Annotated in this window: 23 protein-coding genes, 1 rRNA gene and 1 pseudogene; 13 read left to right on the forward strand and 12 right to left on the reverse strand. The window is 68.6% G+C overall.

Annotation, left to right across the window (positions count from 1 at the left end; translation table 11 throughout):
* The first annotated feature begins 36 nt into the window (after nucleotides 1–36).
* Complete coding sequence (locus tag ACMGFE_RS23885) at nucleotides 37–204, forward strand: hypothetical protein (RefSeq protein ID WP_436927780.1); 168 nt, start codon at nucleotides 37–39, stop codon at nucleotides 202–204.
* On the opposite strand, the pseudogene ACMGFE_RS23890 reads toward ACMGFE_RS23885, so the two are convergent.
* Together ACMGFE_RS23890 and ACMGFE_RS23895 are read right to left on the reverse strand one after the other, a co-directional pair.
* Nucleotides 139–294: pseudogene (locus ACMGFE_RS23890) on the reverse strand (class I SAM-dependent methyltransferase); the annotation flags it as partial. The gene ACMGFE_RS23885 and the pseudogene ACMGFE_RS23890 sit on opposite strands and share 66 nt — an antisense overlap.
* 4 nt (nucleotides 295–298) lie before the next feature.
* Nucleotides 299–1,423, reverse strand: coding sequence for a M48 family metallopeptidase (locus tag ACMGFE_RS23895; RefSeq protein ID WP_436927781.1), 1,125 nt, complete (start codon nucleotides 1,421–1,423; stop codon nucleotides 299–301).
* Nucleotides 1,424–1,529: 106 nt separating this feature from the next.
* Between ACMGFE_RS23895 and ACMGFE_RS23900 the strand changes: the two genes are divergently transcribed.
* From ACMGFE_RS23900 to ACMGFE_RS23915, 4 genes are all read left to right on the forward strand, one after another.
* Complete coding sequence (locus ACMGFE_RS23900; RefSeq protein WP_436927782.1) at nucleotides 1,530–2,924, forward strand: MATE family efflux transporter; 1,395 nt, start codon at nucleotides 1,530–1,532, stop codon at nucleotides 2,922–2,924.
* Between the two features lie 150 nt (nucleotides 2,925–3,074).
* On the forward strand, nucleotides 3,075–5,420 hold the full coding sequence (locus tag ACMGFE_RS23905) for a DEAD/DEAH box helicase (RefSeq protein WP_436927803.1): 2,346 nt from the start codon (nucleotides 3,075–3,077) through the stop codon (nucleotides 5,418–5,420).
* Between the two features lie 370 nt (nucleotides 5,421–5,790).
* Entirely contained in the window at nucleotides 5,791–6,039 is a 249-nt protein-coding gene (locus ACMGFE_RS23910) for a DUF8028 family protein (protein WP_436927783.1), read from the forward strand.
* A gap of 128 nt (nucleotides 6,040–6,167) precedes the next feature.
* Nucleotides 6,168–6,887: a topoisomerase DNA-binding C4 zinc finger domain-containing protein gene (locus ACMGFE_RS23915; RefSeq protein WP_436927784.1), complete on the forward strand. Its 720-nt coding sequence runs from the start codon at nucleotides 6,168–6,170 to the stop codon at nucleotides 6,885–6,887.
* Nucleotides 6,888–6,914: 27 nt separating this feature from the next.
* On the opposite strand, the gene ACMGFE_RS23920 is transcribed toward ACMGFE_RS23915, so the two are convergent.
* On the reverse strand, nucleotides 6,915–7,565 hold the full coding sequence (locus ACMGFE_RS23920; protein ID WP_436927785.1) for an HAD family hydrolase: 651 nt from the start codon (nucleotides 7,563–7,565) through the stop codon (nucleotides 6,915–6,917).
* 223 nt (nucleotides 7,566–7,788) lie between these two features.
* On the opposite strand from ACMGFE_RS23920, the gene endA reads away from it, so the two are divergent.
* Nucleotides 7,789–8,859 (forward strand): tRNA-intron lyase, encoded by a 1,071-nt coding sequence (gene endA / locus ACMGFE_RS23925; protein WP_436927786.1) that lies wholly within the window; start codon nucleotides 7,789–7,791, stop codon nucleotides 8,857–8,859.
* 46 nt (nucleotides 8,860–8,905) lie between these two features.
* Here the strand turns inward: endA and ACMGFE_RS23930 are convergent, their stop codons facing one another.
* On the reverse strand, nucleotides 8,906–9,604 hold the full coding sequence (locus ACMGFE_RS23930) for a class I SAM-dependent methyltransferase (RefSeq protein WP_436927787.1): 699 nt from the start codon (nucleotides 9,602–9,604) through the stop codon (nucleotides 8,906–8,908).
* Between the two features lie 53 nt (nucleotides 9,605–9,657).
* The gene (locus ACMGFE_RS23935; RefSeq protein ID WP_436927788.1) at nucleotides 9,658–10,284 is read right to left on the reverse strand and encodes an NUDIX domain-containing protein; all 627 of its coding nucleotides are present in this window, start codon (nucleotides 10,282–10,284) and stop codon (nucleotides 9,658–9,660) included.
* 273 nt (nucleotides 10,285–10,557) lie between these two features.
* Between ACMGFE_RS23935 and ACMGFE_RS23940 the strand changes: the two genes are divergently transcribed.
* A complete protein-coding gene (locus tag ACMGFE_RS23940) occupies nucleotides 10,558–12,168 on the forward strand; it encodes a tryptophan--tRNA ligase (protein ID WP_436927789.1) in 1,611 nt (536 codons plus the stop codon).
* Nucleotides 12,169–12,210: 42 nt separating this feature from the next.
* Here the strand turns inward: ACMGFE_RS23940 and ACMGFE_RS23945 are convergent, their stop codons facing one another.
* Nucleotides 12,211–12,426: a hypothetical protein gene (locus ACMGFE_RS23945; protein WP_436927790.1), complete on the reverse strand. Its 216-nt coding sequence runs from the start codon at nucleotides 12,424–12,426 to the stop codon at nucleotides 12,211–12,213.
* Between the two features lie 512 nt (nucleotides 12,427–12,938).
* On the opposite strand from ACMGFE_RS23945, the gene pheS reads away from it, so the two are divergent.
* Both pheS and ACMGFE_RS23955 read left to right on the forward strand, forming a co-directional pair.
* Nucleotides 12,939–14,468 carry a phenylalanine--tRNA ligase subunit alpha gene (gene pheS / locus ACMGFE_RS23950; protein WP_436927791.1) on the forward strand — a complete coding sequence of 510 codons (1,530 nt, stop codon included), beginning with the start codon at nucleotides 12,939–12,941 and terminating at the stop codon, nucleotides 14,466–14,468.
* Nucleotides 14,468–16,264 carry a phenylalanine--tRNA ligase subunit beta gene (locus ACMGFE_RS23955; protein ID WP_436927792.1) on the forward strand — a complete coding sequence of 599 codons (1,797 nt, stop codon included), beginning with the start codon at nucleotides 14,468–14,470 and terminating at the stop codon, nucleotides 16,262–16,264. Before pheS ends, ACMGFE_RS23955 begins: the two co-directional genes overlap by 1 nt.
* 61 nt (nucleotides 16,265–16,325) lie before the next feature.
* Here ACMGFE_RS23955 and ACMGFE_RS23960 read toward each other — a convergent pair whose 3' ends face one another.
* The 4 genes from ACMGFE_RS23960 to ACMGFE_RS23975 form a co-directional block, all read right to left on the reverse strand.
* The gene (locus tag ACMGFE_RS23960; protein ID WP_436927793.1) at nucleotides 16,326–17,030 is read right to left on the reverse strand and encodes a rhomboid family intramembrane serine protease; all 705 of its coding nucleotides are present in this window, start codon (nucleotides 17,028–17,030) and stop codon (nucleotides 16,326–16,328) included.
* A gap of 434 nt (nucleotides 17,031–17,464) precedes the next feature.
* Complete coding sequence (locus tag ACMGFE_RS23965) at nucleotides 17,465–18,808, reverse strand: bifunctional metallophosphatase/5'-nucleotidase (protein WP_436927794.1); 1,344 nt, start codon at nucleotides 18,806–18,808, stop codon at nucleotides 17,465–17,467.
* Nucleotides 18,809–18,818: 10 nt separating this feature from the next.
* The gene (locus ACMGFE_RS23970) at nucleotides 18,819–19,133 is read right to left on the reverse strand and encodes a MazG nucleotide pyrophosphohydrolase domain-containing protein (RefSeq protein ID WP_436927795.1); all 315 of its coding nucleotides are present in this window, start codon (nucleotides 19,131–19,133) and stop codon (nucleotides 18,819–18,821) included.
* A 61-nt stretch (nucleotides 19,134–19,194) separates the two neighbouring features.
* On the reverse strand, nucleotides 19,195–21,225 hold the full coding sequence (locus ACMGFE_RS23975; RefSeq protein WP_436927796.1) for a histidine kinase N-terminal 7TM domain-containing protein: 2,031 nt from the start codon (nucleotides 21,223–21,225) through the stop codon (nucleotides 19,195–19,197).
* A gap of 127 nt (nucleotides 21,226–21,352) precedes the next feature.
* Here ACMGFE_RS23975 and ACMGFE_RS23980 point away from each other — a divergent pair, with 127 nt between their 5' ends.
* Both ACMGFE_RS23980 and ACMGFE_RS23985 read left to right on the forward strand, forming a co-directional pair.
* The gene (locus tag ACMGFE_RS23980) at nucleotides 21,353–22,369 is read left to right on the forward strand and encodes an ABC transporter ATP-binding protein (RefSeq protein ID WP_436927797.1); all 1,017 of its coding nucleotides are present in this window, start codon (nucleotides 21,353–21,355) and stop codon (nucleotides 22,367–22,369) included.
* A complete protein-coding gene (locus tag ACMGFE_RS23985) occupies nucleotides 22,362–23,156 on the forward strand; it encodes an ABC transporter permease subunit (protein WP_436927798.1) in 795 nt (264 codons plus the stop codon). The genes ACMGFE_RS23980 and ACMGFE_RS23985 overlap by 8 nt, the downstream gene beginning before the upstream one ends.
* Nucleotides 23,157–23,184: 28 nt before the next feature.
* On the opposite strand, the gene ACMGFE_RS23990 is transcribed toward ACMGFE_RS23985, so the two are convergent.
* Both ACMGFE_RS23990 and ACMGFE_RS23995 read right to left on the reverse strand, forming a co-directional pair.
* On the reverse strand, nucleotides 23,185–24,240 hold the full coding sequence (locus tag ACMGFE_RS23990; protein ID WP_436927799.1) for a quinone-dependent dihydroorotate dehydrogenase: 1,056 nt from the start codon (nucleotides 24,238–24,240) through the stop codon (nucleotides 23,185–23,187).
* A gap of 40 nt (nucleotides 24,241–24,280) precedes the next feature.
* Nucleotides 24,281–24,478: a hypothetical protein gene (locus ACMGFE_RS23995; protein ID WP_006882158.1), complete on the reverse strand. Its 198-nt coding sequence runs from the start codon at nucleotides 24,476–24,478 to the stop codon at nucleotides 24,281–24,283.
* Between the two features lie 257 nt (nucleotides 24,479–24,735).
* On the opposite strand from ACMGFE_RS23995, the gene ACMGFE_RS24000 reads away from it, so the two are divergent.
* Together ACMGFE_RS24000 and ACMGFE_RS24005 are read left to right on the forward strand one after the other, a co-directional pair.
* Complete coding sequence (locus ACMGFE_RS24000) at nucleotides 24,736–25,083, forward strand: non-histone chromosomal MC1 family protein (RefSeq protein ID WP_436927800.1); 348 nt, start codon at nucleotides 24,736–24,738, stop codon at nucleotides 25,081–25,083.
* Between the two features lie 638 nt (nucleotides 25,084–25,721).
* A 16S ribosomal RNA gene (locus tag ACMGFE_RS24005) occupies nucleotides 25,722–26,656 on the forward strand; the annotation flags it as partial.

A 26,656-nucleotide genomic window follows, 5' to 3' on the forward strand; every position in this document is an offset into this window, starting at 1 on the left:
GGGGCGGGGCCAGTAATATCCACTCCCCGGAAGCGGGTGCCTATCGACGGCGGCGACGACCGTCGGCCCCCGACGCCGACGGTCGACGCCCGCACGACGGTCACGGAGCCGGAGAGCGTCGCCCTACGCCCGACAGACGGCGAGCACCGACGCCAGCCCTTCGAGTCCGACCAGTCGTTCGACGTCCAGTCCCGCCGCTTCTAGCAGGTCCTCGAACTCGTCGGCGCGGAAGAAGTGCGTCTCGGTGAACGCCGAGTCGTAGCCGAGGCGGTCGACGAAGTCGCGGTCGGAGTCGCGCTCACCCCGACGGCCGCCCGCGAAGCCGAGTGATCCGCTCGGTCAGCGGCGGGTGGTACGACAGCAACCGCGACGGGCCGGTCGCTTCCACGACGAACCGGTGCTCGGCGAGCGTCTCCAGCGCGCTCGCGAGCGCGGTTCCGCTCACGGCCTCGGCGGCGTAGGCGTCGGCCTGTGCCTCGGTCCGGCGGACGATCCACGCCAGGACAACGGCCGCGGGGGCGATGCCGATCAGGAGCGTCGCCAGCGCGATTCCGGGCGCGACGGACGCGACGCCGAGCGCGACGCCCGCCGCCACGGCGACCAGCGAGTACCGCAGGAGGACGTGCTCGCGCTCGTGGTGGCCGACCTCGTGGGCGACGACGGCGCGCAGTTCCTCGTCGTCGAGCACGGCGAACAGCGACTCGGTGCAGAAGACGTACTCGCCGCCGGGGACGAACCCGGCGGCGACGGCGCTCCCGAGGCGCGTCCGGTCGTCGACGACCCGGAGGCGGACGCCGGGCGGGAGCACGTCCGCGACGGCCGCGCGCTCGGCGTCGGTCGGCCAGCGGGTCCGCAGGGCGACGACCAGCGCGAACGGCGTGAGCGCCGTCGCGACAAGGCCGATCCCCACCGCAGCGAGGACGCGCGGCAACCCACCGGGAACCAGCGCGATGGCGCCGGCGGCGAGGAGCACGGCGAGGAATCCGACGCCGTCCCGTTCGAGTTCCCACGCCGCGGCGTCGCGGTAGCGGAGTCGAAACCCGCGGACGGCGCGTCGGTAGGGGACCGTCGCCAGGCGGACGGCGAGCGCGAGGGCCACGACCGGCAGGGCGTAGACCGCGACGGCGACGAGGACGCCGGCGACCGCACCGACCGTCGCCGCTCCCGTCGAGCCCGCGAGGGCGTCGGTCGCAGTGGCCTGCGCCGTCCGCGCGAGACCGAACCGGTTGGTGACGACCGCGGTCAGGGCCCCGCCGGCGAGCAGTCCCCGGTGGCGGAGGGCCCGGAGCTCGGCAGCGGTCTCGGCGTCACCGGCCGGCCCCTCGTAGGAGGTCCGGGCGCGCCAGCGGACCGCCGCACCGACGACCAGGACGACCGTCGCGTTGACTGCGACGGCCGTCGCGGCGGGGAGCGGAGGACTCACTCCCGGAGCGACGACTGGCGGACACAAAATGTCATCGAACGATTCTGTACTTCAATCAAAACATAGATACAAATATTTAACATGTAGTGGGGAGTGAGGATACGGCATGTTCGATGTGTCGCGCGAGGACATCGTGGGGGGGTCGCTGGCCCGGGCCCTGGTGATACTGGCCGGACCGCTGGTCGCCCAGAACTTCGCGCTGGTCGCGCAGTCGGTGGTGGACCTCTTCTGGGTCGGCCGGCTCGGCGGGCAGGCCGTGGCGGCTGTCGGCCTCGCGGCCGTCGTCGTCGCGCTGCTGACGGTGCCACTCCGCGGGTTCTTCGTGGGGGGACAGATCGTCACCTCCCAGCGCGTCGGGGCCGACGAGACGGTCGCGGCCCGGCGAGTGCCGTTCACCGCGGCCGCCGGTGCGATCGTCGTCGCGGGAGTGCTCGGCCTCGGACTCGTCGCCGCGGCCGATCCGATCGCGGGCGCGTTCGTCGACGACCCGACCGTCCAGCGGTACGCGGTCAGCTACCTCACGGCCTACGCGCTCGCGCTCGTCGCCATCGCCGCCAGCGACACGCTGGAGAGCGGCTTCACCGGGTGGGGCGACACGCGCGCGGCGCTGTACGTCAACCTCACCGCCATCGTCGTCAACGTGATCGCCGACCCCTTCCTCATCCTCGGCTGGTGGGTGTTCCCCCGGCTCGAGCTGTTCGGCGCCGCGCTCGCGACCGCCATCGGCTACGGCTGCGGCGCCCTGTTCGCGCTCGCGCTCGCGGCCCGCGGCCGACAGGGGTTCGTGCTCACCCGCGAGGCGCTCCGGCCGCACCTCGACACGGCCCGCGAAGTGGTCGACGTCGGCCTCCCCATCGCCGGGCAGAGCGCCGGCCGGCAGGTCGCTCGCCTCGGGATGATCGCCATCGTCTCCGCGGTCGGCGGGTCGGCCGGCCTGGCGGCATACCACATCGGGTCGCAGGTCGCGACCGTCGCGTTCGTCCCCGCCCAGGGCGTCGCCCAGGCCGCGACGAGCGTCGTCGGGCAGAATCTCGGCGCGGAGCAGCCCTCGCGCGCTCGCCGGGCCACCTGGACCGGCGTGGCCATCGCCGCCGTCGGACTCACGGTGTTCGGCGCGATCCAGTGGGTCTTCCCCGCGTCCATCGCACAGGTCTTCGTCCCCGACCTGTCCGGGCAGGCGCTGGAGTACACCGTGCTCTACCTGCAGATCCTCGCCTACGGCTACTGGGCGCTGGGCGCTATCTACACGGTCGAGGCGGGCTTCAACGGCGCCGGGAACACGGACGTGAGCATGTACTCGACGCTCGCACAGTACTGGGCGGTCCGCCTGCCGGTCGCGCTCGTCGGCGCGTACGTCCTCGACCTGGGCGTCGCCGCCGTCTTCTGGGGCGTCACCCTCTCGAACGCCGCCGCGGCGCTGTGGCTGGCGGCGTACTTCTATCGCTCGGCCGACCGCGGGATGCTCCATCGGGCCGCGGACGACGCCGCGGCGTCGGACTGAGCGCGGCCCTCGCCGACGCGGGCTGCCGCGGTCGGTTCGCGCACGACCGCGTGACTCGCCCGCGACCACTTTCACTCCGGCATAGAAACGCATATGGCGACGGGGCCCCCGCCTCCTGTCGTGTCATCGTACGCCGACGGCGAGACGGAGCTGGCGGTGTCGGAGGTGTTGCCCGAGTACGCCGACGCGTTCCCCTTCGAGCGGTTCAACGCCATGCAGTGTTCGGTGTTGCCGGCCCTGCTCGACTCCGCGGAGAACGTCGTCGTCAGCGCGCCGACCGCCAGCGGCAAGACCGCACTCGCCGAAGTCGCCATCTGCGAAGCCATCGAAGCCGACGGAACCGCCCTCTTCCTCGCCCCGCTGCGCGCCCTGACGAACGAGAAGGAGAGCGAGTGGGAGCGCTTCGAGGAGATGGGCTACTCCGTCTACGTCGTCACCGGCGAACGCGACCTGAACCCGCGCCGCGCCGAGCGGGCGGACATCCTCGTGATGACGCCCGAGAAGGCCGACTCCGCCACCCGGAAACACGACTCGCCGCGCTACTCCTTCATCACCGACGTGGACTGCTGCGTCATCGACGAGGTCCACCTGCTCGACTCGGAGAAGCGCGGCTCCGTGCTGGAAGTGACAGTATCGAGACTGCGCCGCCTCTGTGACCCCCGCGTGGTCGCGCTCTCGGCGACGATGCCGAACGTCGACGACGTGGCCGGGTGGCTCGACGCGCCCGCCGACAACACCTTCGAGTTCGGCGACGAGTACCGGCCGGTCCCGCTGCACGCCGACGTGCGGACGTACACCCACGGCGACAACGCCTTCGCCGACAAGTACCGTCGACTCTACCGCGCGCTCGACATCGCCGAACCGCACATCCGCGACGAGGGGCAGGCGCTCGTGTTCGTCTCCTCGCGGCAGGACACCGTCCAGGCCGCCAAGAAGGCCCGCGACGAGATCGTCGAGCGCGACATCCCGATGGGCGCCCGCGGCGACTACGACTTCCACACCGACGCCTCCGATCTCTCGAACGACACGCTCCGCCAGTCCGTCCTCGACGGGGTCGGCTTCCACCACGCCGGGCTCTCGAAGGACGACAAGAACCTCGTCGAGCAGTGGTTCAAGGAGGGGAAACTCCAGCTCCTCTTCTCGACGTCGACGCTCGCGTGGGGCGTGAACCTCCCCGCCCGCTGCGTCGTCATCCGCGACACGAAGCTCCACGACCCCCTGGAGGGCGAGGTGGACATGAGCCCGCTCGACGTCCTCCAGATGCTCGGCCGGGCCGGTCGACCGGGCTACGACGACAAGGGGTACGCCTGGGTCGTCTGCGACTCCGCGGACGCCGACAAGTACCGGACGCTCCTGCGAGACGGCAAGGAGATCGAGTCGCGACTCGCAGAGGACCTGGACGCCCACCTCAACGCGGAGATCGCGCTGGGGACCATCGGCGACATCGACGACGTGATGGACTGGCTGGAGACGACGTTTTACTACGTTCGCGCCCAGAGCGCCCCCGACGAGTACGCCTCCGAGAGCGCGCTCCGCGAGCGGGTGAGCGACACGCTCCGGTCGCTGGTCGCCAGCGGGTTCGTCGAGCGCGAGGACATGCGCCTCGAACCCACGCCGCTCGGTCGCCTCGCCTCGAAGTTTTACCTGCGGCTCGACACCGCCCGCGAGTTCGCCGACCTGGCCGAACAGGCCGAGGAAGACGGCGAACTCGGCCAGGACGCCATCCTGCGAGCCATCGCGACTGCCGCGGAATTCGACAGCGTCAGCGCGCGCTCGGACGAGCGCGACGCCGTCGCTGCCGTCCTCGGCCAGACCGAGGACCTGGACCCGGGCGGTCGGAAGGTGCTCGCGATCCTCGAATCGCGGATGCGCGGGACGACACCCGGCGAGTTACAGAGCGACGCCTGGGTCATCACCCAGAACGCCCTCCGCCTGCTCGCCGCGCTCCGCGCGTTCCTCGACCGACTGGCCGGCGCCGAGGCCGCCAACCTCGCCTGCCGCATCGAGGCCCGCATCGAGAACGGCATCAGCGACGACGCGGTCGGGCTCACGGCGATCGACGGCGTCGGCCCCGGTCGCGCGAGCAAGCTCGCCGCCGAGGGCATCACGACGCCCGCCGACGTCCGCGACGCCGGCGTCGACGGACTCGTCTCGGCCGGGCTCTCGGAGGGCGTCGCCGAGCGCGTGATCGAGAGCGCCGGTGAGCTCCCGAACGTCGTCGTCGAGTGGGGCGACTTCCCCGACACCGTGGCGGCCGGCGAGAACGACATGCAGGAGGTCACCGTCCGGAACGTCGGCGGCGACGCCCGCGCGGGCCTGCGCGTGACAGTCAACGCGGTCGAGATGACGTCCATGAACCGCTACCTCGGCGAGGCCGACCTGCCGGTCGGCGTCTTCGGCGGCGACGCCGACGAACTGGAGTACGCCATCGAGGTCGCGTTCCCCGAACTGCCGCTCCACCCGGTCGTCGAGACCCGGCCGGTCCGCGTCGAGTGAGCGACCGGCAGGCGCCGAGTGGTCGTTCAGCAGGTGTCGAGTAGCCGACCGACGAACGCCGAGTGACCGATCGGTTCGGTCCCCTCTGCGCGCGCCGCGATCACCCGAGGTGCGATTCGGCCGAGCCCCATCTGTCCGTGTCGACTCGCTGACCGACGGTCCGAACTTCGGCTATCGGAATTAATTGATTAGATCCGGTTCTAAACGTTCTAGACGATTCTGCACCGGTTGTAAAACGTTAGAAAATCGACTAAAAGGTCGGATCGGGGGAGGCTAAATCGGCCGATTCGCGACAAACGGCGCGAAATCACCCTAGCGATCTGTTCTTTATATGGGGTAACGGATGCAAGTGGGGAGTAGGTGACAACAGATGTCCAGTGCTTCCCCGTTCCGTCGCTCCGTCCCCGAACTCTCCTCCAACCGCGGTGCACAGCGACTCCAGTCCCTCCTCGTGGGTTCCGCCCAGTTCGCCGGCTTCTGGTCGGCCGTCGCGCTGCCCTTCGCGATGCTCGCGCTCGTCGCGTCGGGCTCGGCCGCCCAGCGGGCGCCGCTGTTCGTCGCGCTGCTGATCGCGAACGTCGTCGCGCTCCGGATCGGCCACGGCTACAATCAGGACTGACCCTCGCGACCGACCCCTCCACCGCAGTCTCCTGCCGGTAGACGCCCTCCGTTTTCTCGCTCCACGCCGGCCCTCACGTTTCCGCCGCTCCCTGACGTTTAAGTCCGAGAGCGCGACCACGTCGACCCATGCACGACGAAGTGCGCGTCGTCGCGGGCGACTGCACGACGACGTTCGACGGGCGTAGCGAACGCGAACACCGCGGCGACGTAGTCACGGTGGTCAAGCCGGACAACACGGTGCTGGTCCACGACGCCGACGGTTACCAGCCGGTGGCGTGGCTCACCAGGGCCGACAGCGTCCAGTTCGCCGACGGCGTGCTCGACGCCCGCGAGGGCGACCAGCGCCTGCGCGTCGAGGTCCACGACGAACACGGCAGCGCACGCCACCCCGTCTCGCGGGCCGGAGTCCCCGTCGGCGACTGCCCGGTCTGCGACGGCCAGCTCGTGCTCGCCAGCGGGGCCGTCCGCTGTGGCGACTGCGACGACGAGTACTCGGTGCCGCGGGACGCGGCCGTCCTGGACGAGACCTGTCCGGTCTGCGGTCTCCCGCTGTTGCGGGTCGAACGGGGCGAACCGTTCGAAGTCTGCGTCGACCGGGCGTGCGAGTCCATCGACGACCGCGTCACCGAGCGCTTCGACCGGGAGTGGGACTGTCCGAACTGCGACGGCGAGTTACGGGTGCTCCGCCGGGGCGGTCTCATCGCCGGCTGCGAGCACTACCCCGACTGCGACACCGGCTTCGGCATCCCGACCGGCGTGGTCGACGGGACCTGCGACTGCGGGCTGCCGGTCTTCGAGACGCCCTCCGGACGGCGGTGTCTCGATACCGGGTGCGCGGAGACCTGACCGCCCCCGGACCGGCGCTGTCGGCGGTTACGTGCCCCCGTCCGCGCGGCCGAGCAGGTGTTCACGCAGGTCGGCCGGCGAATCGGCGACGTAGTCCGCGGTGCTCCGGTCGGTCTCGTCGGCGCCGCCGTGGCGGAAGCCGACGACGTGCATCCCGGCGCGACTCGCGGACTCGATCCCGTGAACGGAGTCCTCGACGGCGACCGCATCGACGGGGTCGACGCCGACTTCGCGGGCGGCGTGTTCGTAGACGGCGGGTTCGGGCTTGCCCGGCCCGTCGAGGGCGTCGGCGCTGATCACCGCGTCGAATTCCAGATCGAAGCGGTCGAGGACGACCTCGATCCAGTCGTGTGGCGACGAGGAGACGAGCGCGAGGGTGACGCCGCGCTCGTCGAGCGTCGCCAGCAGGTCGTCGGCGCCGTCGAGCAGGCGCACCTCCTCGCCGTAGATGGTGGTGGCGGCCTCGTCGTACCACCCGAGGAACTCCGCGCGCGCCATCTCGATCTCGTAGGTCTCGACCAGGTAGTCGTAGATCTCCCGGTAGTTCATCCCCGTGATCTCGTCGAGGTCGAGGTCGCCGAGGCCGATCTGCGGGAGGAGCTCGTCCCGTTCGTAGGGATGCCAGTAGTCCTCCGAGTCGACCAGCACTCCGTCCATGTCGAAACAGACCGCGTCCATGTGTGTCCGTTTCGCGGACGGGTCGAGTGTCTTTTGGATAGGCCGTGTCTCGTCGGCGGCTCTCCGCTGATTTCGACGACGAGCGGCTCGGTGAGGCGTCGGCTGTCGGGAGCTACCTCCGCGATTCGGGCGCCGTCTCCGGCGGCGACGATGGCAGCGACGTACCAGCCACGCACAACCCACGATCGCAGGGGCTTTCAGCGCAGACTGGTACCGATGACTCATGGAAGCGACGCTCTCGGGTGACGTGGTGCGGGCGGGGGACCAGGCCCGCGAGCGGTTCTACGACTCCAGTGGCTACGGCCACCCGGTCGACGCCGGCGCGCTCGAACTCGCGCCCGTCGAGGCCGCACACCTCCTCTACCGCGGCGACCTCGACGCAGTCGCGGGCCCCGACGGCGAGGCGATGGACTTCCGGGCGTTCCTCGCCTCGGCCGCCGTCTCCGAGACCGCGTTCCTCGTCTACAAGGACCTGCGCGACCGCGGGTTCTACCTCTCGCCGGCCCGCGCCGGCTGGACCGACTCACAGGCCGCCCGGAGCGCGATCGACGACCCCGCGGTGGACTTCGTCGTCTACCCCCGCGGCTCGGGCCCGTGGGACGACGAGGTGGCCTACCGCGTCGCCGTCGTCAGCGAGCGCGAGGACGTCCCGGCGGCGGCCCTTGGCGATCTCGTGCTCGCCGTCGTCGACGAGGAGAGCGAACTCACCTACCTGGAGACCGAACGCCGGGAGATAGCGGGGACGAGCGACGCCGACCTGCCCGGAGGCGTCTCGGGCGAGCTACTGTCAGACCGCGTCCTGCTGTGGGACCCGCCCGAGGCGCTCTACGACCGCGCGTTCTACGGGCAGCCGCTGGACGACCAGCGCGGGGACGTGATCCAGCTCTCCCTCCTCGAAGCGGCCTATCTCGCCCGCGAAGGCGTCCTGGACGTCGACGGCGGCACCGAGGCGGTCGTCGCGCGCGGCCGCGAGGTCGAGGGCGAACGCTTCGACCGCCGGCTGCGCGTCTACGAGTCGCTGCGCGACCGCGGCGTCGTTCCCAAGACCGGCTACAAGTTCGGGGCGGACTTCCGGACCTACGCCGACGTGCAGTCGGTCGAGGACCTGGGCCACTCCGAACTGCTCGTGCGCGTGGTCGGCGCCGAGAACACCTTCTCGCCGCGCGATCTGGCGCTCGACGTCCGACTGGCCCACGGGGTTCGCAAGGAGATGGTGTTCGCGCTCGTCGGCGACGACGGCGCGGCCGGCGGCGGCGACGTCGAGTGGCTCTCGGTGACCCGGCTGACGCCGTGAATCCCCCGACAGCGCGCGCCCTCGTGGATAGCCGCCCTTCGCCGACCTACTTCGGCACGTACACCAGCGGGTGGTGACGCCAGGCCCACCGGGTGTCGGGCCTCTCGACGACGGACCAGACGCTCTGGGGCCAGGTGCCCAGTGCGTCGTGAATCCGTTCGTAGGACAGCAGGTTCTCGCCGTCGAGCAGGAGCCGGAAGCGGTCTTCGAAGCGGTCGGCGTCGAACTGTGAATTCTCGCCGAGGAACTCGTCGGGATTGTCCGCCATTCGCTGCCAGTGAGCGCGCGCGAGGCGGTTCTGGTAGTTGAAGACCAGATAGCCGCCGGGCGCGACGGCGTCGTACATCGTCTGCAGGGCGCGCTCGACGTCCGCGACGTAACAGAGCGTGAAGTACGAGAAGACGACGCCGAAGCGCCGGTCGGCGTCGAACTCCGGAAGCACTGTCCGATCGAAGCGGAGGTTCTCGACGCCGCGGTCGCGGGCGCGCTGGCGGTTGTCGGCGAGGACCGGCTCGGCCGCGTCGTAGCCGACGACGTCGGTCTCGGGATAGCGCTCGGCGACGTCGAAGGCGACGTGGCCGGGGCCACACCCCACGTCGGCGAACGCCTCGGGAACGCCGGTTTCCTCCAGGAAGTCCACGACGACGTCGGTGGCGTGGTGAGCGCTCGGTCCCGCGTCCGCGCGGTCGTCTTCGTCTGCCGTTGCCCAGAAATCGTGCCAATCGATGGTGTCTGTGTCGGTCATGGAGTGGGTCGGATGCCGCGTGTCTGCGAACGGGCGAACCGATTCCGGCGGCGTCACTCGAGGACAGTCCGGATATCCGCGATCACGTCCCCCTCCTCGTCGGGGTCGACGGGCAGTTCGTCGTACCACCCCGCCCGCCAGCCGTCGGCGGCCGCGGTCGGGTCGTTCCCGTCGGAGACGCCCACCGGCGAGGCGTGAAAGAGCACGTGTTGGGTTGCGTTCTGGTGGCGAGTTCCCTCGTCCGTCTCGACGACGTGGTCGACCGTCCGCACGTACTCTACCCCGTCGAGTCGGACGGTCGTGCCGGTCTCTTCTGCCACCGTACGCCGGGCGACGGTCGCCCAGTCGTCGCCGGACTCGACGACGGCGTTCGGCAGGATCACGTGGTCGCTCTCCGACCGGACGAGGAGGAGGACCTCGTCGTCGTCGTCGGTCGTCGCCCCGACGATCACCCGGCCGGCGGCCGTCGCCTCGCAGTGGTCCGGGGTCTCGTGCGTGTACGTGGTGTCGTGGGCGATCACGTCGTCTCGCTCCCGCAGCGCCGTCGGGTCCGTCAGCGATTTCACCGGATCCTCCCTCTCGGGGTCGACCGCCGCCGCCGTCACCGCATCGCTCCCGTCGTTCGTCTCCGTGTCCGTTCCGCCGTCCGTCGCGAATCCGTATGGCAAGTGTACTGTCATGTCGGGGGATAGCTGTCGCTGGTCGTCGAGCGGTGCGTTCGGGCCGGAACGACCGAGAGGCGCCCGTGCTCTCGGGAGTACACCGTAGCTGCCGCTCACCGATAAAAATTACTATTTAGCTTAAGTTTACTCTTCACTTACAACTTCGCCCGCCTGGGATTTAAAACTTGCGGCGCTCTCGTTCGCGGGGCCGGTCACCGTCTCGGTCCGGGCAGCTCGGGGTGGGCAAAGCGAACGGTATTAGTGCGTGTCGGCGCGAGTACATCGCAATCGATGACATCCGATTCGCCCGATTCTGACCTGGCGGAGCGACGTCCGGACTCGGACGCGCCGATCGCCGACGGAGGGGTCGACGCCGAGGGGGCCGACGACGTGGCGCTGGACCCGTGGGGGTCGGCCACGGTGTCGGACTACCGGAAACTGTTCGCCGAGTTCGGCATCGAGGAGTTCGACGAGGTGCTCCCCGAGGTCCCCGACCCGCACTACCTGATGCGCCGTGGGGTCATCTTCGGCCACCGCGACTACCGCCCCGTCGCCCGCGCCATGCGCGAGGGCGAGGACTTCGCCGCGCTCTCCGGGTTCATGCCCACCGGCGACCCCCACATCGGCCACAAGCTCGTCTTCGACGAGATCATCTGGCACCAGCAGCGGGGCGGCGACGCCTACGGCCTCATCGCCGACCTGGAGGCACACAGCGCCCGCGGGCTCACCTGGGACGAGATCGACACGCACGCACGCGACTACGTCCTCTCCCTGCTCGCGCTCGGGTTCGACCCCGAGGAGGGCGAACTCTACCGCCAGTCCACCAACCGCGAGGTGCAGGACCTGGCCTTCGAACTCGGCGTCGAGGCGAACTTCTCCGAACTCCAGGCGATCTACGACTTCGACGGCGAGACGGACGTCTCGCACATGCAGAGCGTCGTCACGCAGATGGCCGACATCCTCTACCCGCAGGCCGACGGGCCGCGACCGACGGTCATCCCCGTCGGCCCGGACCAGGACCCGCACATGCGGCTCGCCCGCGACCTGGCCGCCCGGATGCGTTACTTCCGCGTCACCGAGGCGTTCGCCGGCTTCGAGGTGGGCGAGGAGGACGAGCGCGACCTGCTCGGTGCGGTGTACGAGTCGCTGGACGAACCCGACGACGACACGCTCCGCTGCGAGGACGCCGCCGCGGCCCTGCGCGACGACCGGGCGGACTACGAGTCGGCGGGCTACGACGCGACCACCGTCGAGGGCGTGCTCACCAAGCTCGAGAACGCCGGGATGGAGCCGATCCGCCGGCGGACCCGCTTCCTCGGCCGCAACGCCACCGACGAGGCTTTCGACGCGCTGATCGAGGCCGTCGACGGCGAGAAGCGCGTCTACGACGAGCACATCGACGCCTTCGACCTCTCGCGCGCCGAGGCCGAGGGCCTCGCCCGCGACGTCGAACTCGACCACGGCGGCTACGGCTTCCGCGCCCCGTCGTCGATCTACCACCGGTTCATGACCGGCCTCACCGGCGGGAAGATGTCCTCCTCCGTTCCGGCATCGCACATCTCCCTGCTCGACGACCCCGAGGACGGCTACGACAAGGTGAAAGCGGCGACCACGGGCGGGCGCGAGACCGCCGAGGAACAGCGGGAACTCGGCGGCGAGGCCGACGAGTGCCCGGTGTACGAGCTGTACGCCTACCTGCTCGCGGGCGACGACGACGAGTTCGCGACGGAGGTCTACGAGGAGTGCGTCGGCGGCGAGCGGTTATGTGGCGGGTGCAAGGAGCAGGCCGCCGAACTCATGGCCGAGTTCCTCGAAGACCACCAGGACAAACGCGACGAGTGGGAGGAGAAACTCGACGAGCTGGACATCGACCTGGACGTGGCTGCCAGGCGGCGCGGGTGAGGCGCACGGTTCGAACGCGAGCGCAGTTCTAATCGCCGGTCGCTATTCGTCGATCTCGATCTCTATCGGCTCCGACGTGGGTTCGACGCGGACGTCGTCGAACCGTCCGCTCAGGCGCCAGCTCGCGACGGCGCCGAGGCTCCCGAGCACCATTCCGGCGCGGACGCCGGCGTCCCGGTCTTTCAGGAGTCGGCCGAGGACGTAGCCGACGAGGAAGTTGGTCGCAAACGTGAACAGGGCGCTGCGAATGCGGTCCATACCCGCCCTTTGCGGTCGGTCCCCATAGACGTTGCCACGACGGCGACCGCGGCCGTACCGACTGCACCGGTCACACCGTCCGCACCGCACCGGCCGCGCTGTACTGGCCGCACCGTCCGCACCGCGCCGCACCGTCCGCACCGCACCGTCCGCACCGGCCGCACCAGTCACATCGTCGGCACCGGTCACACCGCCGTGGCCCACCGCCGAGTCCGGAACGCTTTTCGGCGCCGGTGCGGATCTGTGACGTATGGCACCCGAGCCCACGAGGGAAGGCATCGCCCGCAGACCGGTAGCGGCGCGGTCCGGGTTCGGGTTTTTCTCCGGCGCCTGACGGACGGCGGACGCCCGGGCCCGAACGGTCCGTGTCGAAACGGACCCCAGTGGCCCCGGCGGAAACCGTCCACGCTGACCGGCGCCGATCCGCGCTCTACGCGCGCAGCCGTCTGTACCGACGCGCTCGGCGCAACAAGAATCGTTAACTGACGACCACGCAGATACAGCGACAACGAATGAAACTCCCGGAAACGCAGGTCGCCGTGCTCGAGGCCGCGAGCGCGGACGACCCCACACCAGTCGAACAGATCGCCGACGAGACCGGCGAGCAGGAGGCCGCCGTCCGCGGCGCCGCCTTCGACCTCGAAGAGCGGGGGCTGCTCACCGTCTCCGAGCGCACCGAGACCGAACTCGTGCTCACCGAAGAGGGCGAGGAGTACGCCTACGAGGGGTTGCCCGAACACACCCTCTGGGTCGGCGCCCTCTCGAACGATGCCCACGAGGAGCCGATCGAACTCGGCCAGGCCCTCGGCCGCGGTGGCCTGGAGGACGACCAGGTCGAGATCGCCCTCTCGAACTTCGCCCGGAAGGGGATGGGCAGTATCGACAGCGGCACCATCGAGGTCGACGAGGACTACGACCTCGAGGCCGACCCCGAGCGCGCGCTCCTCGAGACGCTGCGCGGCGAGGAGGGCGACGTCGACCCCGACGAGGCCGACGAGGAGGCCGTCGCCGGGCTCGAACGCCGCGGGCTCCTCGAGGAACACGAGCACACGGTCCTCGAGGTCGCGCTGACCGACGACGGCGTCACCGCCCTGATGGAGGGGCTGGAGGTCGCCGAGACGGTCGGCCAGGTCACGCCCGAACTGCTCACCTCCGGTGAGTGGGAGACCGTCGAGTTCGCCGAGTACAACGTCGAGGCCGACGCCGAGACGGTCCACGGCGGCAAGCCCCACCCGCTCCGCGAGATGTCCGAGCGCGTCAAGGACGTCCTGGTCGGGATGGGCTTCGAGGAGATGCAGGGACCCCACGTCGACGCCGACTTCTACATCAACGACTGCCTGTTCATGCCCCAGGACCACCCGGCGCGCAACCACTGGGACCGCTTCGCCCTCGAAGAACCGGCGTCGATGGATCGGGAAGACGTCCCCGACGACCTCGTCGAGGCCGTCGAGAACGCCCATCGAAACGGCGTCGGCCCCGACGGCGAGGGGTATCACTCCCCCTGGGACGAGGACTTCGCCCGCGCGCTCGCCCTGCGGGGGCACACGACGAACCTCTCCGTGCGCCACCTCGCCGGCATCGCCGAGGGCGACATCGAGCCGCCCCAGCGCTACTTCTCCATCGAGAAGGCCTACCGCAACGACACGCTCGACGCGACGCACCTGCTGGAGTTCTTCCAGATCGAGGGCTGGGTGATGGCCGAGGACCTCTCCGTTCGTGACCTGATGGGCACCTTCACGGAGTTCTACGAGCAGTTCGGCATCACCGACGTCGAGTTCAAGCCCCACTACAACCCCTACACGGAGCCGAGCTTCGAGCTGTTCGGCCGCCATCCCGAGACCGGGGAACTCATCGAGATCGGGAACTCGGGCATCTTCCGCCCGGAGATGCTCGAACCCCTGGGTGTGGAAGCCGACGTGATGGCCTGGGGACTCGCCCTGGAGCGGCTGTTCATGCTCGCGACCGGCGCCGAGGACATCCGCGACGTCCACGGCACGCTCGTCGACCTCGACTTCCTCCGCACCGAGGAGGTGGTGTACTGATGCCTACCGTCGAGATCGACCCCGACGAGCTGCGCGAGCTGACCGGCCACCCGGAGAAGGACGACGGGACGCTCCGCGACGAGCTGTTCGCGCTCGGCCTGGAGTACGAGGGCGAGACCGACGACGGCGAGTTCGAACTGGAGTTCGCGCCGGATCGACTGGACCGGCTGTCCGTCGAGGGCGTCGCCCGCTCGCTGCGCTACCAGTACGGGGAGGACCGCGGCATCTACATCCCCAACACGAACGACGCCGAGTGGACCATCGAGGTCGACGCAGACGTCCCGGACGAGCGCCCGTACGTCACCGGCGCCGTCGTCCGCGGGCTCGACATGGACGAGGCGGCCCTGGAGTCGCTCATCCAGCTGCAGGAGAAGCTCCACGCGACGATGGGCCGCCAGCGCGCCAAGGGCGCCATCGGGGTTCACGACCTGACCATGCTCAAGGGGCAGGTCGCCGCCACCGGCGGCGAGAACACGCCCGAAGAGGAGGAGGACCCGCGCACCGAGACCGCCTCGCCCGGCGGAAAGTCGGTCCGGTACACGGGCATCGGCAAGCGCGAAGACACGTTCGTCCCGCTGGAGGAGAACCACGAGATGAACCCCCAGGAGGTGCTGATGGGCCACCACACCGCCCACAAGTTCGCCGACCTCGTCGAGAGCTACGAGCGGATGCCGGCCATCTACGACGACATCGGGCTGTTCTCGTTCCCGCCGGTCATCAACGGCAAGCGCACCGAGGTGACCACCGACTCGCGGGATCTCTTCATCGAGATGACCGGCACCGACCAGTGGACCATCGACCACATGCTCACCATCGTCTGTTACGCGCTCGACGCCCGCGGCGGTCGCGTCGAGGAGGTCGACGTCCAGTACGCCGACGACGCCGCGGGCGACTACGCCGGCCACACGCTCACCCGGCCGCTGTTCGAGACCAAGACCAAGACCGTCGCCCACAGCGACGTCGAGTCGACGCTCGGTATCGACCTCGACGGCGAGGAGGTCGTCGACCTGCTGGAACGGGCCGGTCTCGGCGTCGTCGCCGACGACAGCGCAGCGGACGACATCCACTACGACGTCGAGATTCCGCCCTACCGCGTCGACGTGCTCCACCCCGTCGACGTGATCGACGACGTGGGTCGCGCCTTCGGCTTCAACCTGCTCGAACCCCGCTACCCCGACGTCTCCACCGTCGGCGGCCGCCACGAGCGCTCCCGTCTGGAGCGGGCCGCGCGCACCTCGCTCGTCGGCCTCGGCTTCGAGGACCTGCTCAACTTCCACCTCATCAGCGAGGAGGCGAACTACGACCGCCTGGACGTAGAGCGGGGCAGCGACGTGTTCGGCGGCGGCGAGCCCGCGGTCATCCAGGAGCCCTACAGCGAGGACTACGAGATCGTCCGGACGTGGGCGCTCCCCTCGCTGATGCTCGTCCTGGAGAACAACACCCACCGCTCCTATCCGCAGGACCTCGCGGAGGTCGGCTTCGCCGCCCGCCAGAACGACGACGAGGCGACCAAGATGGCCGAGCGCCAGACCGTCGCCGCCGCGCTCGCCCGCCACGACGCCTCCTACGAGGACGCCAAGGCGCGCCTCCAGGCGCTCTGTCGCGCCTTCGACGTCGAACTGGTGACCCCGCCCGCCGAGCACCCCGCGTTCGTCTCCGGTCGCACCGCCGACATCATCATCGACTGCGAGCGAGTCGGCGTCATCGGCGAAGTGCACCCGAAGGTGCTCGTCGAGTACGACCTGGAAGTCCCGGTGGCGGCCTTCGAGTTCGACCTCGACGCGCTCCGGGAGTAAGTCGCCTCTGTTTTCAGGAACTTCACTCCCTGATATCCTCGATTTGCGATCTATTGGATTATCACTCTCCCTCTGGCTTTCTAAATCCTATTCCGTGGAATTGTAAGACAAATGTCGCACCTATAATCATACCCAAAAATGCCCCGAAGAGATGCGTGACGTCGTCAGCACCACTTATCACGGGAATTATCTCGATTGTTTGGTGCGCCTTCAGAAATCCAAATGCAAATGGTAGTACGTGCCACGCTCTCCTATCGAAATTCCCACTGTATGCCATCTCTAGCAGGCGGCTCGTAGAATGAATCAGTAGCCACGATGTCAGTCCGAATGTTACTCCGCTCGCCCCAATTGCTCCCGAAAATCCAATCGTCAGCGGCGCCCATGCCGCAAGGTAACCAACACTGAGGTAGAATACATAGAGGAAATGTTGGTCGTATTCATATTCTAAGTATCCGCCTGCAATAAGCAACATACCGAGGTTGCCGATTAGATGTCGCGGCCCTTGATGGATGAATGGACCCGCTACAGCCGCAATAAGCACTTTGAATTCCTTGGATAATGCTTGTAGAAGTTCCCGAGATGTTGAATATTCTAAGGAACTGGCTACAACTATCTCTACCTGAAAGACTGCAATAAGGATTGCAGTAAGCGTGAGTGTCCCGACAATCCGATTTCTAATACTATTGGTAGACTCTGAAATCGCCGAGAAAATCTCTGGAAGAGTTTCCCAGATCTTCGAAATCTTATTTGAGGGGGTCGCGGCCATCTTTCTTTGTGAATGTCTACCAGCTAATATATCTTCTTGGGTTCTCTTAGTATATGATGTGCAATGTGGCGCGCACTGGCCCGCAGAGCTGAAAGCCCCGACGTGCTCGACGGCTGCGACTCGCTGCGCTCCTCACTCCGTTCCGGTGCTTGCGTCGTCTCGCTCGTCGAGCACGTCGCCCCTTTCAGTCCCGCCCGGATCCAATACAGCACCGCGCCTCACCCCTCCCCAACCGACTGCGCTTCTCGCTCACTCCGTTCGCTGCGATGCTCATCCACCTGAAGACTCGCTCCGCTCGTCTTCCGAGCCTTCGTTCACTCCGTTCACGAAGACCTCGCACGGCTTCGCCTCGCGGCCCTCACGATGTTCGCGCACGCTCGGCAGCGCGCGCCACCGCACTCGCCACCGTCTTTTACACGTCCGATTCCAGTCACTCACCCGTCGACGTACTCGATCCGACCGTCGGGTTCGACCGTCAAATCGTCCACTCCGCGGGCGTACTCGACGAACGCCCGGTACTGCAGGCCGTGCAACTCCCGGACGTCCTCCGGACCGACCGTCTCGAACTCGTCGGTGTAAACGACGTAGCCATTGACAGCCAACCGCAACTCCCGCTCTTCGCCGAGGAGCGTTCCGTCGAACAACACCTCGGTTTCCCTTGCATCGGAATCGCGTCGGATCTCGATCCCGCTGAACTGTCCGGTCCAGACCTCGAAATCGCGGCCGTCGACGCCGTCGGGGTGGACCGATTCGTCGACGAGCGAGCGTAACTCGCTGCCGGAGACGGTCGCGACGAAGACGCCGGCCTCGAAGGGGGCGATCCCCCGGAGGTCGGCGACGGTCACGTCGGGGCCGATGGGCGGGCCGTCCCGGAGTCCCCGCGTATCGACGTGGGCCACGTCGGCGTCAGCGACCCAGCGCAGGGCGTCCGTCGCGAGGGCGGCGAGCGCGCACTCGCCGCGGAGACAGCGGGCGCGCTCGCGCGGCACGGGCTCGTCGACCGTTGCGACCACCTCGGCCAGGCCGGTGTCGGCCATGCGCCCGCGAACGGCGGCGGCCATCGCTTCGTCGAGTGGACCGTCGGGCACTGCGTGGCGAGTCGCGGTCACTCCGTCGTCGGTCAGTTCCACGTCCCAGAGGACGCGTCCGTTGGCGCCGGGGCGGACGAGGAGCGTGTCGTCGACGCGGTCGCGGGTCACGTCGTGGACGTGGCCGGCGAGCACGGCGTCGGCGGCGGTCTCGCGGGCGATTTCGCGGGCGACGGCGTCGCCGGTGTGTGCGAGGACGACCAGCCAGTCCGGGTCCGTGTCGAGGTTCGCCACGGCCGCTCGGACGGCCTCGACGGGATCGGAGACGCTGACCGCCGGCGGCAGGGAGATGCCTGGGCCGCTCACTCCGACGAGTGCCACGCGGTCGCCACCCCGATCGACGGTCGTCACCGCGTCCACGCCGGCGAAGCGCTCGCCGTCTACGCGGACGTTGGCGCTCACCCAGTCGACGGGCGATTCACGGACTACGGCGCGCGTGTCGGCGAGCGCGTAGTCGAAGTCGTGGTTGCCGAACGTCTCGGCGTCGGGCGCGACGCGCTCGAAGAAGTCGAGGGCCTGGCGCCCCCGCTGTTCGAGCGCGAGTGCACCCGGCGCGGTGTCGTCGCCGGTGCCGACCACGAGCGTCTCGGAGTCCCGGATCGACTCGATCGTACCGGCGAGTCGGCCCACGCGCTCGGGACGATCGAAGGCGTTCTCGATGTCGGAGTAGTGGAGGAGTCGCGGGGCCATCGTCGGGCTGTCACTCCGGGGATCCCGGGGACCCGGCGTCCCCCGACTCGTTCAGCCGGCGTTCGTACTTCGCGAGCGACGTCTCCAGCGCGGCCCCGGCGTCGATATCGAGGGCGTCGGCGGTCGCCAGCAGCGAGAACAGGGCGTCGCCGAGTTCGTCCTCGCTGACGGCCAGATTCTCGGGGGCAGCGCCGTAGTCGCTGGACTTCGCGGCGTCGGCGGCGACCTCGCCGATCTCGGCGGTCAGGTCGAGGATCCGATAGGCGGGGTCGGCGTCCATGTCGTGCTCGTCGACGAACGCGGCGACGCGGTCCTGTGCGTCCATGGGCCGGCGTTCGACGGGATCCGTCAAAAACTGCCGGGCTCCGCCGCCCGGCGGTCGCGGTTCAGGGCTGCGACGCGGCGGCCCCGACGACGGGCGCACCGCCGGTCTCCGTGAACTCGAAGCGGGCGCCCCCCTCCGGGCTTTCGGTGACCGCCGACGTCCAGCCGTGCGCGTCCGCGATCGTCTTCACGATCGAGAGGCCGAGGCCGGTTCCCGACTCGCGCGTCGTGAACCCGCTCTCGAAGATGTCGCCGCGGATCTCGGCCGGGATCCCCGGGCCGTCGTCTTCGACGAAGAAGCCGTCGTCGAGCGCCCCGACGGTGACGGTCAGCCCCTCGCCGGCCGCCCCCTCGTCGCGCCCTCCTCGGGCATCGCGTTCGACGGAGTCCCCGGGCGCTCGTGAGTCGGAACTCGGTGCGCTGTGTTCCACGGCGTCCTCCGGAGCGTCAGCGACGGAGGGCTTGACGGAACTCGTTCCGTCAGCGTCCCGCTGAGTCTGCGAGTCGGGGCTCGTGGAGCTGTGCTCCACGGCGTCCGCAGACGCGTCAGCGTCTGCGTGGCTCGTCGAACTGTGTTCGACGGCGTTCCGGAAGAGGTTCTCGAACAGTTGCCGCAGGCGCTTTTCGTCGCCGCGGACGCGGCGGTCGACTTCGACGGCGAGCGACGCGTCGCCCGTCTCGACGGTGCCCCAGGCGCGCTGGGCGACGGTGCCGAGGTCGACCCACGCGCCGTCGCTGACTGTCTGGCCGAGCGAGGCGACCTTCAGCATGTCTTCGATGATCGCCTCCATCCGCACCAGCGACTCCACGGCGGCCGCGACGTGTTCCTGGTCGTCGCCGGCGTCGACGAGTTCTAGCCGCCCCATCGCGACGTTCAGCGGATTTCGGAGGTCGTGGGAGACGACGCTCGCGAACTCCTCGAGGCGCTCGTTCTGTCGCTCCAGCTTCGTCGCGTGCGCCTCCAGCTCTCGCTTCTGGCGCTCGCGATCGGTCACGTCGTGGACGAGGAACACGCGACCGGCAAGGGCCGCGTCGTCGGTCCGGACGGGGGTGATCCACACGTCGAAACACCGCCGCCGTCCGTCGTCCGTCGGTACCCAGACGCCGCGGAACTCCCCGGTCACGTCGGTGTCCAGCAGCGGCACGTCCATGCCCGCCAGGGTCTGGTCGGGGATCACTCCCGCCGCGTGCCGCCCGACCACCCGGTCGTCGGTCGCATCGAGGACCGCCCGACCGGCGGGGTTGATGTCGACGATGCGGCCCTCGTGGTCGGTCACGAAGAACCCCGTGTCCAGTTCTTCCAGGGCCGCGTCGCGGGCGACTGGCGAGAGGCTCTGGTACTGGCTGCCCAGCCGTTCGAGCGCGCGGTCGATCGGGATCCGTCCGAGGAGCCAATCGCTCCTGACGAGCAAGAGCGCGACGCCGAACACCGCCAGGCCCGCGAGCGGCCCGAGCGAGGAGTACGGGAGCGGGCTCAGCCCGGCGACGCTCGCCGCGTGGGCCGCGACGAACGTCAGGCTCATCGCCACGAGCACGAACGTCCGCTTGCGGTAGACGTTCCGCGACGCGAGGAACTTCTTCGCCAGGACCGCGTTCGCACCGAGCAACAGCGCGTACTGGGCGACGTAATGGACCGGCAACAGCGGCCCCGACTCGTACGCGAACGCCGACGCGCCGAGTCGTCGCGCGACCGTCGGGTCCGCGTACACCAGCCCGTGGGCGTCGGTGGTCGCCAGGACCGCGACGAACGCGAGCGGTTCGAGCGCCAGGAGCGCGACCGTCCCCCGACGCAGGAGGTCGGTCCGCCCGGTGTACTGCAGCGCGAACACCATCCACAGGGGGCCGATCGCCGACTGCGACAGGAGCGTGACGTGCAGGCCGACGAGCCCGCCGGTCGTCGACGCCGCCGACACGAGGAGCGCCTGTCCGAACGCCCACCCCGCCATCGCCGTCGTCTCCGCTGCGAGCACCGTCGCCCCGGACTTCGGACGTAGGCGCCAGACCGCGTAGGTGAACGCGAGCGTGAGGAGTCCGGACGCAGTCAGCACGGCCCCGTACGGAGTGACGTTCCAGGCCCCTCCCGCGGGAGACATACTGTGGGTAATTCCGCTACCCTGATGTAAAACCTCGGCCTGATAACACTCGGTCGCCGCCACCGCGTCCGGTCTCGGTCCCGGCTCCGCCCGTAGCTATTTCCCGCGACCGGGCGGATAGAGGCCCATGGCCGCACTCGAAGTCGAGGGACTCACCAAGGACTACGGCGAGGTCCTCGCCAACGACGACGTCACCTTCGCCGTCGCGGAGGGCGAGGTGTTCGGCTACCTCGGGCCGAACGGCGCCGGGAAGACGACGACGATCCGGACGCTGATGGGGTTCCAGTCGCCCACCAGCGGCGGCGGGACCGTCCTCGGTCACGACGTGACCGACGAGGCCGACCTGATCGCCGCCAAGCGACGGATCGGCTATCTCCCGGCCAATCCCTCCTTCGACGAGGGGGTCTCCGGTCGGGAGATCCTGGACCTGCACGCGTCGATCAAGGGCGACGAGCGCCGCGAGGAGCTACTGGAGACCTTCGACCCGCCGATCGACCGCAAAGTTCGGGACTACTCGACGGGAAACGTTCAGAAGCTCGGGCTCGTGCAGGCGTTCATGCACGACCCCGACCTGGTCGTGATGGACGAACCAACCGCCGGGCTGGACCCACTCATGCAGCGGGCGTTCAACGACTTCGTCGAGGCCGAGAAAGAACGGGGTCTGACCGTCTTCCTCTCCTCGCACGTCCTCAGCGAAGTCCGCCGGGTCTGCGACCGCGTGGGTATCCTCCGGGGGGGCCGCCTCGTCACGACCGAACACATCGAGGATCTCCTCCACCGGACGGGCAAGTTCGTCCGCGTGCGCGTCGCGGGCGACGTGGGCGCGAGCGCGTTCGACCTCGACGGCGTCCACGACGTGTCCTGCAGCACGACCGACGGTGGGCGGGTCGACGAACCTGCCGAGGTCGACGGCGAGACGGTTGATCCCCCCGATACCGGCGACGAGACGACGGATCGCGCCGTCCCCGGCGACGCCGACTCGCCCCGCGTTGACGGGCCGGTCACCGAGTGCACCTTCACCTTCACCGGGAACGTCAACGACCTGATCGCGGCGCTGGGCGAGCGGACCGTCATCGACCTCGACGTGGAGGAGGCGCCGCTCGAAGAAGTGTTCATGCGGTTCTACGGGGGCGACGATGCTTGAACTGGCCCGCTACAAGGGGCGCCACCGGGTCCGCGGGGCCGCCGCGGCGACCGCCGCGCTCGCGGGGTTCGCGCTGCTGTACATCTTTGTCTACCCCACGTTCGCGGAGAGCCTCGGCACCGACATCGACCAGTTGCTCGAAGCCTACCCGGAAGCGCTCTCGAAGGCATTCGGCGTCCAGTCGCTGGCGAGCATGGAGGGATACCTCGCCTCCGAACTGTACACCTTCGGCTGGCTGCTGATCGTCGGCATCTACTTCGCGTACGCGGCCGCGACGCTCATCGCCGCGGACGTGGAGCGCGAGCGGATGGACATGCTCCTCTCGCTGCCCGTCTCGCGCGCGCGTGTCGTCCTCGAAGCGTTCGCCTCGCTGGCAGTCCCGCTGGTCGCGCTCTCGACGGTCGTCCCGGTGGTCGTCGTCGTCGCCACTGAGGTCGTCGGCTATCCCGTCCCCGCCGTCGACGTGGCCGCGATCCACCTCCTCTCGGTCCCGTATCTCACGACCTGCGCGGGGATCGGTCTCGTCGCCTCCGTCGTCTTCGACCGCGCGGGCATCGCCCAGCGGGCCGCCGCCGGCGTCCTCGTCGGTCTCTTCTTCGCCGAGTCGCTCGTCACCGACACGGACTTCGAAGCGGTCGGCGTCGTCTCCCCGACCCGGTACGTCGACCCCAACGCCGTCCTCCGGGAGAGCGAGTACGCCCTCGGCGACGCCGCCGTCCTCGTCGTCGCGACGCTCGCGCTCGTCGGACTCGCGGTCATCCTCTTCAGACAGAAGGACATCGAGTGAGCCGCGAACGGAGCCCGTCGCCCGCTTCTCACTCGATGTCCGCGCCGACGGCGTCCTCGATCGAGTCGAAGCCGTCGCGCGCCAGCAGGTCGAGCAGGCCGCGGTTGATCTCGCGGGCGATCGACGGCCCGCGGTAGAGGAAGGCGGTGTAGAGCTGGACGACGCTGGCGCCCGCGCGGATCTTCCGGTAGGCGTCCTCGGCGGTGGCGACGCCGCCGACGCCGACCACTGGCACGTCGACTCGCTCGGCGACGAACCGGGTCGTCTCCGTCGCGCGCGCCTCGATGGGCGCGCCCGAGAGGCCGCCGGTCTCGACGCGGTTCGGACTCTGCAGGTCGTCGGGACGCTCCGTGGACGTGTTCGTCGCGACGACGCCGTCCAGGCCGAGTTCGGTGACGAGGTCGAGCGTGTCCGCGACGGCCGGTTCCGGCAGATCCGGCGAGAGCTTGACGAGCAGCGGCGCGGCCCCCGCGTCCTGGAGTTCGGTGAGGATGGCCGTCATCGCCTCGCGGTTCTGCAACTCCTCGAACCCCTGGGAGTTCGGACAGGAGACGTTGACGACGAAGAAGTCGCCTCCGTCGGCGACCTGCTCGTAGGTGGCCCGGTAGTCGGCGGGCGCGCCCGCGGTGTCGACGTGCTCGGACTTGGCGATGTTCACGCCGACGGGGACCGGCGCGTCCAGGTTCGCGAGGCGCCGGCCGACGGTCTCGGCGCCGTCGTTGTTGAGGCCCATGCGGTTGATGACGGCGTCGTCCTCGCGGAGTCGGAACATGCGGGGGCGGGGGTTGCCCGACTGCGGGACGGCGGTGACGCCGCCGACCTCGACGAAGCCGAAGCCGAGGGCGGCCAGCCCGCGGGCGGCCTCGGCGTTCTTGTCGAAGCCGGCGGCCACGCCGACGGGGTTGGGGAACGACTGGCCGAACGCGTCGACGCGCAACCGTTCGTCGTCGACGGCGTAGCGGCGCGCGATGGCGCGGTCCAGCGGCGCCCGCCCGGCGAGTCTGACGGCGCCGTGGCCGAGGGTGTGGGCGGTCTCGGCCGGGAGTGAGAACAACAGTGGTTTGGCGATGTCGTAGGCGTTCATGTGTGGACGCCCCGGAAGCGGGGCTGGACCGGCCCGGGCGTCAAAACTCGTGTTCCACGTCGTCCGGGTCGGCTTTCTGAATGATGATCTTGTTGTCGCGGACCCGGACGAACACCTCGTCGCCGATCTCCATCCCGGCGACGGCCAGCTCGTCCTCGTGGATGTTGATGTGGACGTTGTGGTACTCGCCGTCCTCGTCTTTGGCGCCACTCGGGCTGAGCTTCTTCTTTCGCACCATCGCGCTATCCTATTCGGCCCTTCGCCGCAGGATACACTTAAGTCTACCGTGCGCGCCCGGATGCGGCCCCCCGCTCGGCCGGTAGAGTGCGCGCGCGAGATAAATTCCGGTCGCTCGCGGCGGAAATATGGGCCTGCTCGACCGGTTCTCGCGGAGGTTTCGGCCGGCCTATATAAACGAATCGCCAGCACGCGCCGCGATCCGGGGGTATATTTATAATGAATCATGTGCTGGGTTGGCATGGAGCGGTCGAATCAATGGCACCCGACAGCGACAAGCGCAACTTCGCGCTCAGGATGGAGAACGGCGAGGAAGACAGCGTCTTTTCGGGGAGCACACCTCGGCAGGCGGCACTGAAGGCGGCGCGGCGACTCAGCCCGGCGAGCAGCGAGGAGGCGGCCGACCGGGAATCGATCCGACTGCGGGAGAAGGGCACCCACAAGGTGCACGTCTACGAGGGATGGTCCTGGAAGGAGTCGCCGCCGGACGTGGACATGAACGAGTGGGACGCCGACGACCCCTCGGACGTCTGGATGAACGAGGTCGACGAGATCACGAAGGCCAACGTGTCGAAACAGGGCGTCGAGCACCTGGACGAGATTTGAGTCGGTGCGGCGGCACTTCTCCCCGAGTACCCTCCTTGACGTCTCCGCACCGACCGGCGGGTGTCCGGGCGGCCCCCGCCGGTCGCGTGCGTGAACTACATGAGGTTCGGCCACCGAGCGACAAGCGCGTGGCTCCCACCCGGCCGGACCGAGCGCGCGACGCGCGGGATGACCGGCCGTTCTCCTTCCACGCGACATTCCGATCCCGGGAGCGCTGACGCCGGGCGCCGACCCGTGCTCCTGTGATTCCGTCCCATGAAACCCCGTGACGAAGCGGGTGCCGATCCGACGGCCTTAAGTAAAACACCCCCATCGAATCTGGTACGAAGCGGCGCGGGGCGCACGCCCCCGTCGGGCCGTCGGACGACCGACGCCCGGTCGGGGTCGCCGCGACCCGTCCGTCGGACCTGTTCGACGCCGAAGGTGTTATATATCGCCGTCGGCTTACGTTACGGTCCGAAGGAATGAGGATTCCACCCCTGCGGTCCGCCGTACAGATGGAATCTGATGTTAGCCCTGGTAGTTCGGTGACACCCGGTCTGTGACCGTGTGTCGCCGGATGCTACACGACGATAGCGATAGAGATCACACTCGTTTCGAGTGTGTTCCCGCCTAACCCCCCTGCTTCGGCAGGGGACATTCCGGTTGATCCTGCCGGAGGCCATTGCTATCGGAGTCCGATTTAGCCATGCTAGTTGCACGGGTTCAGGCCCGTAGCAAATAGCTCAGTAACACGTGGCCAAACTACCCTACAGACCGCAATAACCTCGGGAAACTGAGGCTAATAGCGGATACAGCTCTCAGACTGGAGTGTCGAGAGCTGGAAACGTTCCGGCGCTGTAGGATGTGGCTGCGGCCGATTAGGTAGACGGTGGGGTAACGGCCCACCGTGCCGATAATCGGTACAGGTTGTGAGAGCAAGAGCCTGGAGACGGAATCTGAGACAAGATTCCGGGCCCTACGGGGCGCAGCAGGCGCGAAACCTTTACACTGCACGACAGTGCGATAGGGGGACTCCGAGTGCGAGGGCATACAACGCCCTCGCTTTTCTACACCGTAAGGTGGTGTAGGAACAAGTGCTGGGCAAGACCGGTGCCAGCCGCCGCGGTAATACCGGCAGCACGAGTGATGGCCGATTTTATTGGGCCTAAAGCGTCCGTAGCCGGCCGAGCAAGTCTGTTGGGAAATCCACGCGCCCAACGCGTGGGCGTCCAGCGGAAACTGTTCGGCTTGGGGCCAGAGGACTCGAGGGGTACGTTCGGGGTAGGAGTGAAATCCTGTAATCCTGAACGGACCACCGATGGCGAAAGCACCTCGAGAAGATGGACCCGACGGTGAGGGACGAAAGCTTGGGTCTCGAACCGGATTAGATACCCGGGTAGTCCAAGCTGTAAACGATGCTCGCTAGGTGTGCCGCAGGCTACGAGCCTGCGCTGCGCCGTAGGGAAGCCGAGAAGCGAGCCGCCTGGGAAGTACGTCCGCAAGGATGAAACTTAAAGGAATTGGCGGGGGAGCACTACAACCGGAGGAGCCTGCGGTTTAATTGGACTCAACGCCGGACATCTCACCAGCA

It is taken from the genome of Halosimplex amylolyticum (assembly GCF_051414035.1).
Taxonomy (GTDB): Archaea; Halobacteriota; Halobacteria; order Halobacteriales; family Haloarculaceae; genus Halosimplex; species Halosimplex amylolyticum.

Coding starts and splice junctions, on each gene's coding strand:
- ACMGFE_RS23900 (WP_436927782.1), top strand. CDS start 1,530: ATGTTCGATGTGTCGCGCGAGGACATCGTGGGGGGGTCGCTGGCCCGG.
- ACMGFE_RS23910 (WP_436927783.1), top strand. CDS start 5,791: ATGTCCAGTGCTTCCCCGTTCCGTCGCTCCGTCCCCGAACTCTCCTCC.
- ACMGFE_RS23915 (WP_436927784.1), top strand. CDS start 6,168: ATGCACGACGAAGTGCGCGTCGTCGCGGGCGACTGCACGACGACGTTC.
- ACMGFE_RS23920 (WP_436927785.1), bottom strand. CDS start 7,565: ATGGACGCGGTCTGTTTCGACATGGACGGAGTGCTGGTCGACTCGGAG.
- endA (WP_436927786.1), top strand. CDS start 7,789: ATGGAAGCGACGCTCTCGGGTGACGTGGTGCGGGCGGGGGACCAGGCC.
- ACMGFE_RS23930 (WP_436927787.1), bottom strand. CDS start 9,604: ATGACCGACACAGACACCATCGATTGGCACGATTTCTGGGCAACGGCA.
- ACMGFE_RS23935 (WP_436927788.1), bottom strand. CDS start 10,284: ATGACAGTACACTTGCCATACGGATTCGCGACGGACGGCGGAACGGAC.
- ACMGFE_RS23940 (WP_436927789.1), top strand. CDS start 10,558: ATGACATCCGATTCGCCCGATTCTGACCTGGCGGAGCGACGTCCGGAC.
- ACMGFE_RS23945 (WP_436927790.1), bottom strand. CDS start 12,426: ATGGACCGCATTCGCAGCGCCCTGTTCACGTTTGCGACCAACTTCCTC.
- pheS (WP_436927791.1), top strand. CDS start 12,939: ATGAAACTCCCGGAAACGCAGGTCGCCGTGCTCGAGGCCGCGAGCGCG.
- ACMGFE_RS23955 (WP_436927792.1), top strand. CDS start 14,468: ATGCCTACCGTCGAGATCGACCCCGACGAGCTGCGCGAGCTGACCGGC.
- ACMGFE_RS23960 (WP_436927793.1), bottom strand. CDS start 17,030: ATGGCCGCGACCCCCTCAAATAAGATTTCGAAGATCTGGGAAACTCTT.
- ACMGFE_RS23965 (WP_436927794.1), bottom strand. CDS start 18,808: ATGGCCCCGCGACTCCTCCACTACTCCGACATCGAGAACGCCTTCGAT.
- ACMGFE_RS23970 (WP_436927795.1), bottom strand. CDS start 19,133: ATGGACGCACAGGACCGCGTCGCCGCGTTCGTCGACGAGCACGACATG.
- ACMGFE_RS23975 (WP_436927796.1), bottom strand. CDS start 21,225: ATGTCTCCCGCGGGAGGGGCCTGGAACGTCACTCCGTACGGGGCCGTG.
- ACMGFE_RS23980 (WP_436927797.1), top strand. CDS start 21,353: ATGGCCGCACTCGAAGTCGAGGGACTCACCAAGGACTACGGCGAGGTC.
- ACMGFE_RS23985 (WP_436927798.1), top strand. CDS start 22,362: ATGCTTGAACTGGCCCGCTACAAGGGGCGCCACCGGGTCCGCGGGGCC.
- ACMGFE_RS23990 (WP_436927799.1), bottom strand. CDS start 24,240: ATGAACGCCTACGACATCGCCAAACCACTGTTGTTCTCACTCCCGGCC.
- ACMGFE_RS23995 (WP_006882158.1), bottom strand. CDS start 24,478: ATGGTGCGAAAGAAGAAGCTCAGCCCGAGTGGCGCCAAAGACGAGGAC.
- ACMGFE_RS24000 (WP_436927800.1), top strand. CDS start 24,736: ATGGCACCCGACAGCGACAAGCGCAACTTCGCGCTCAGGATGGAGAAC.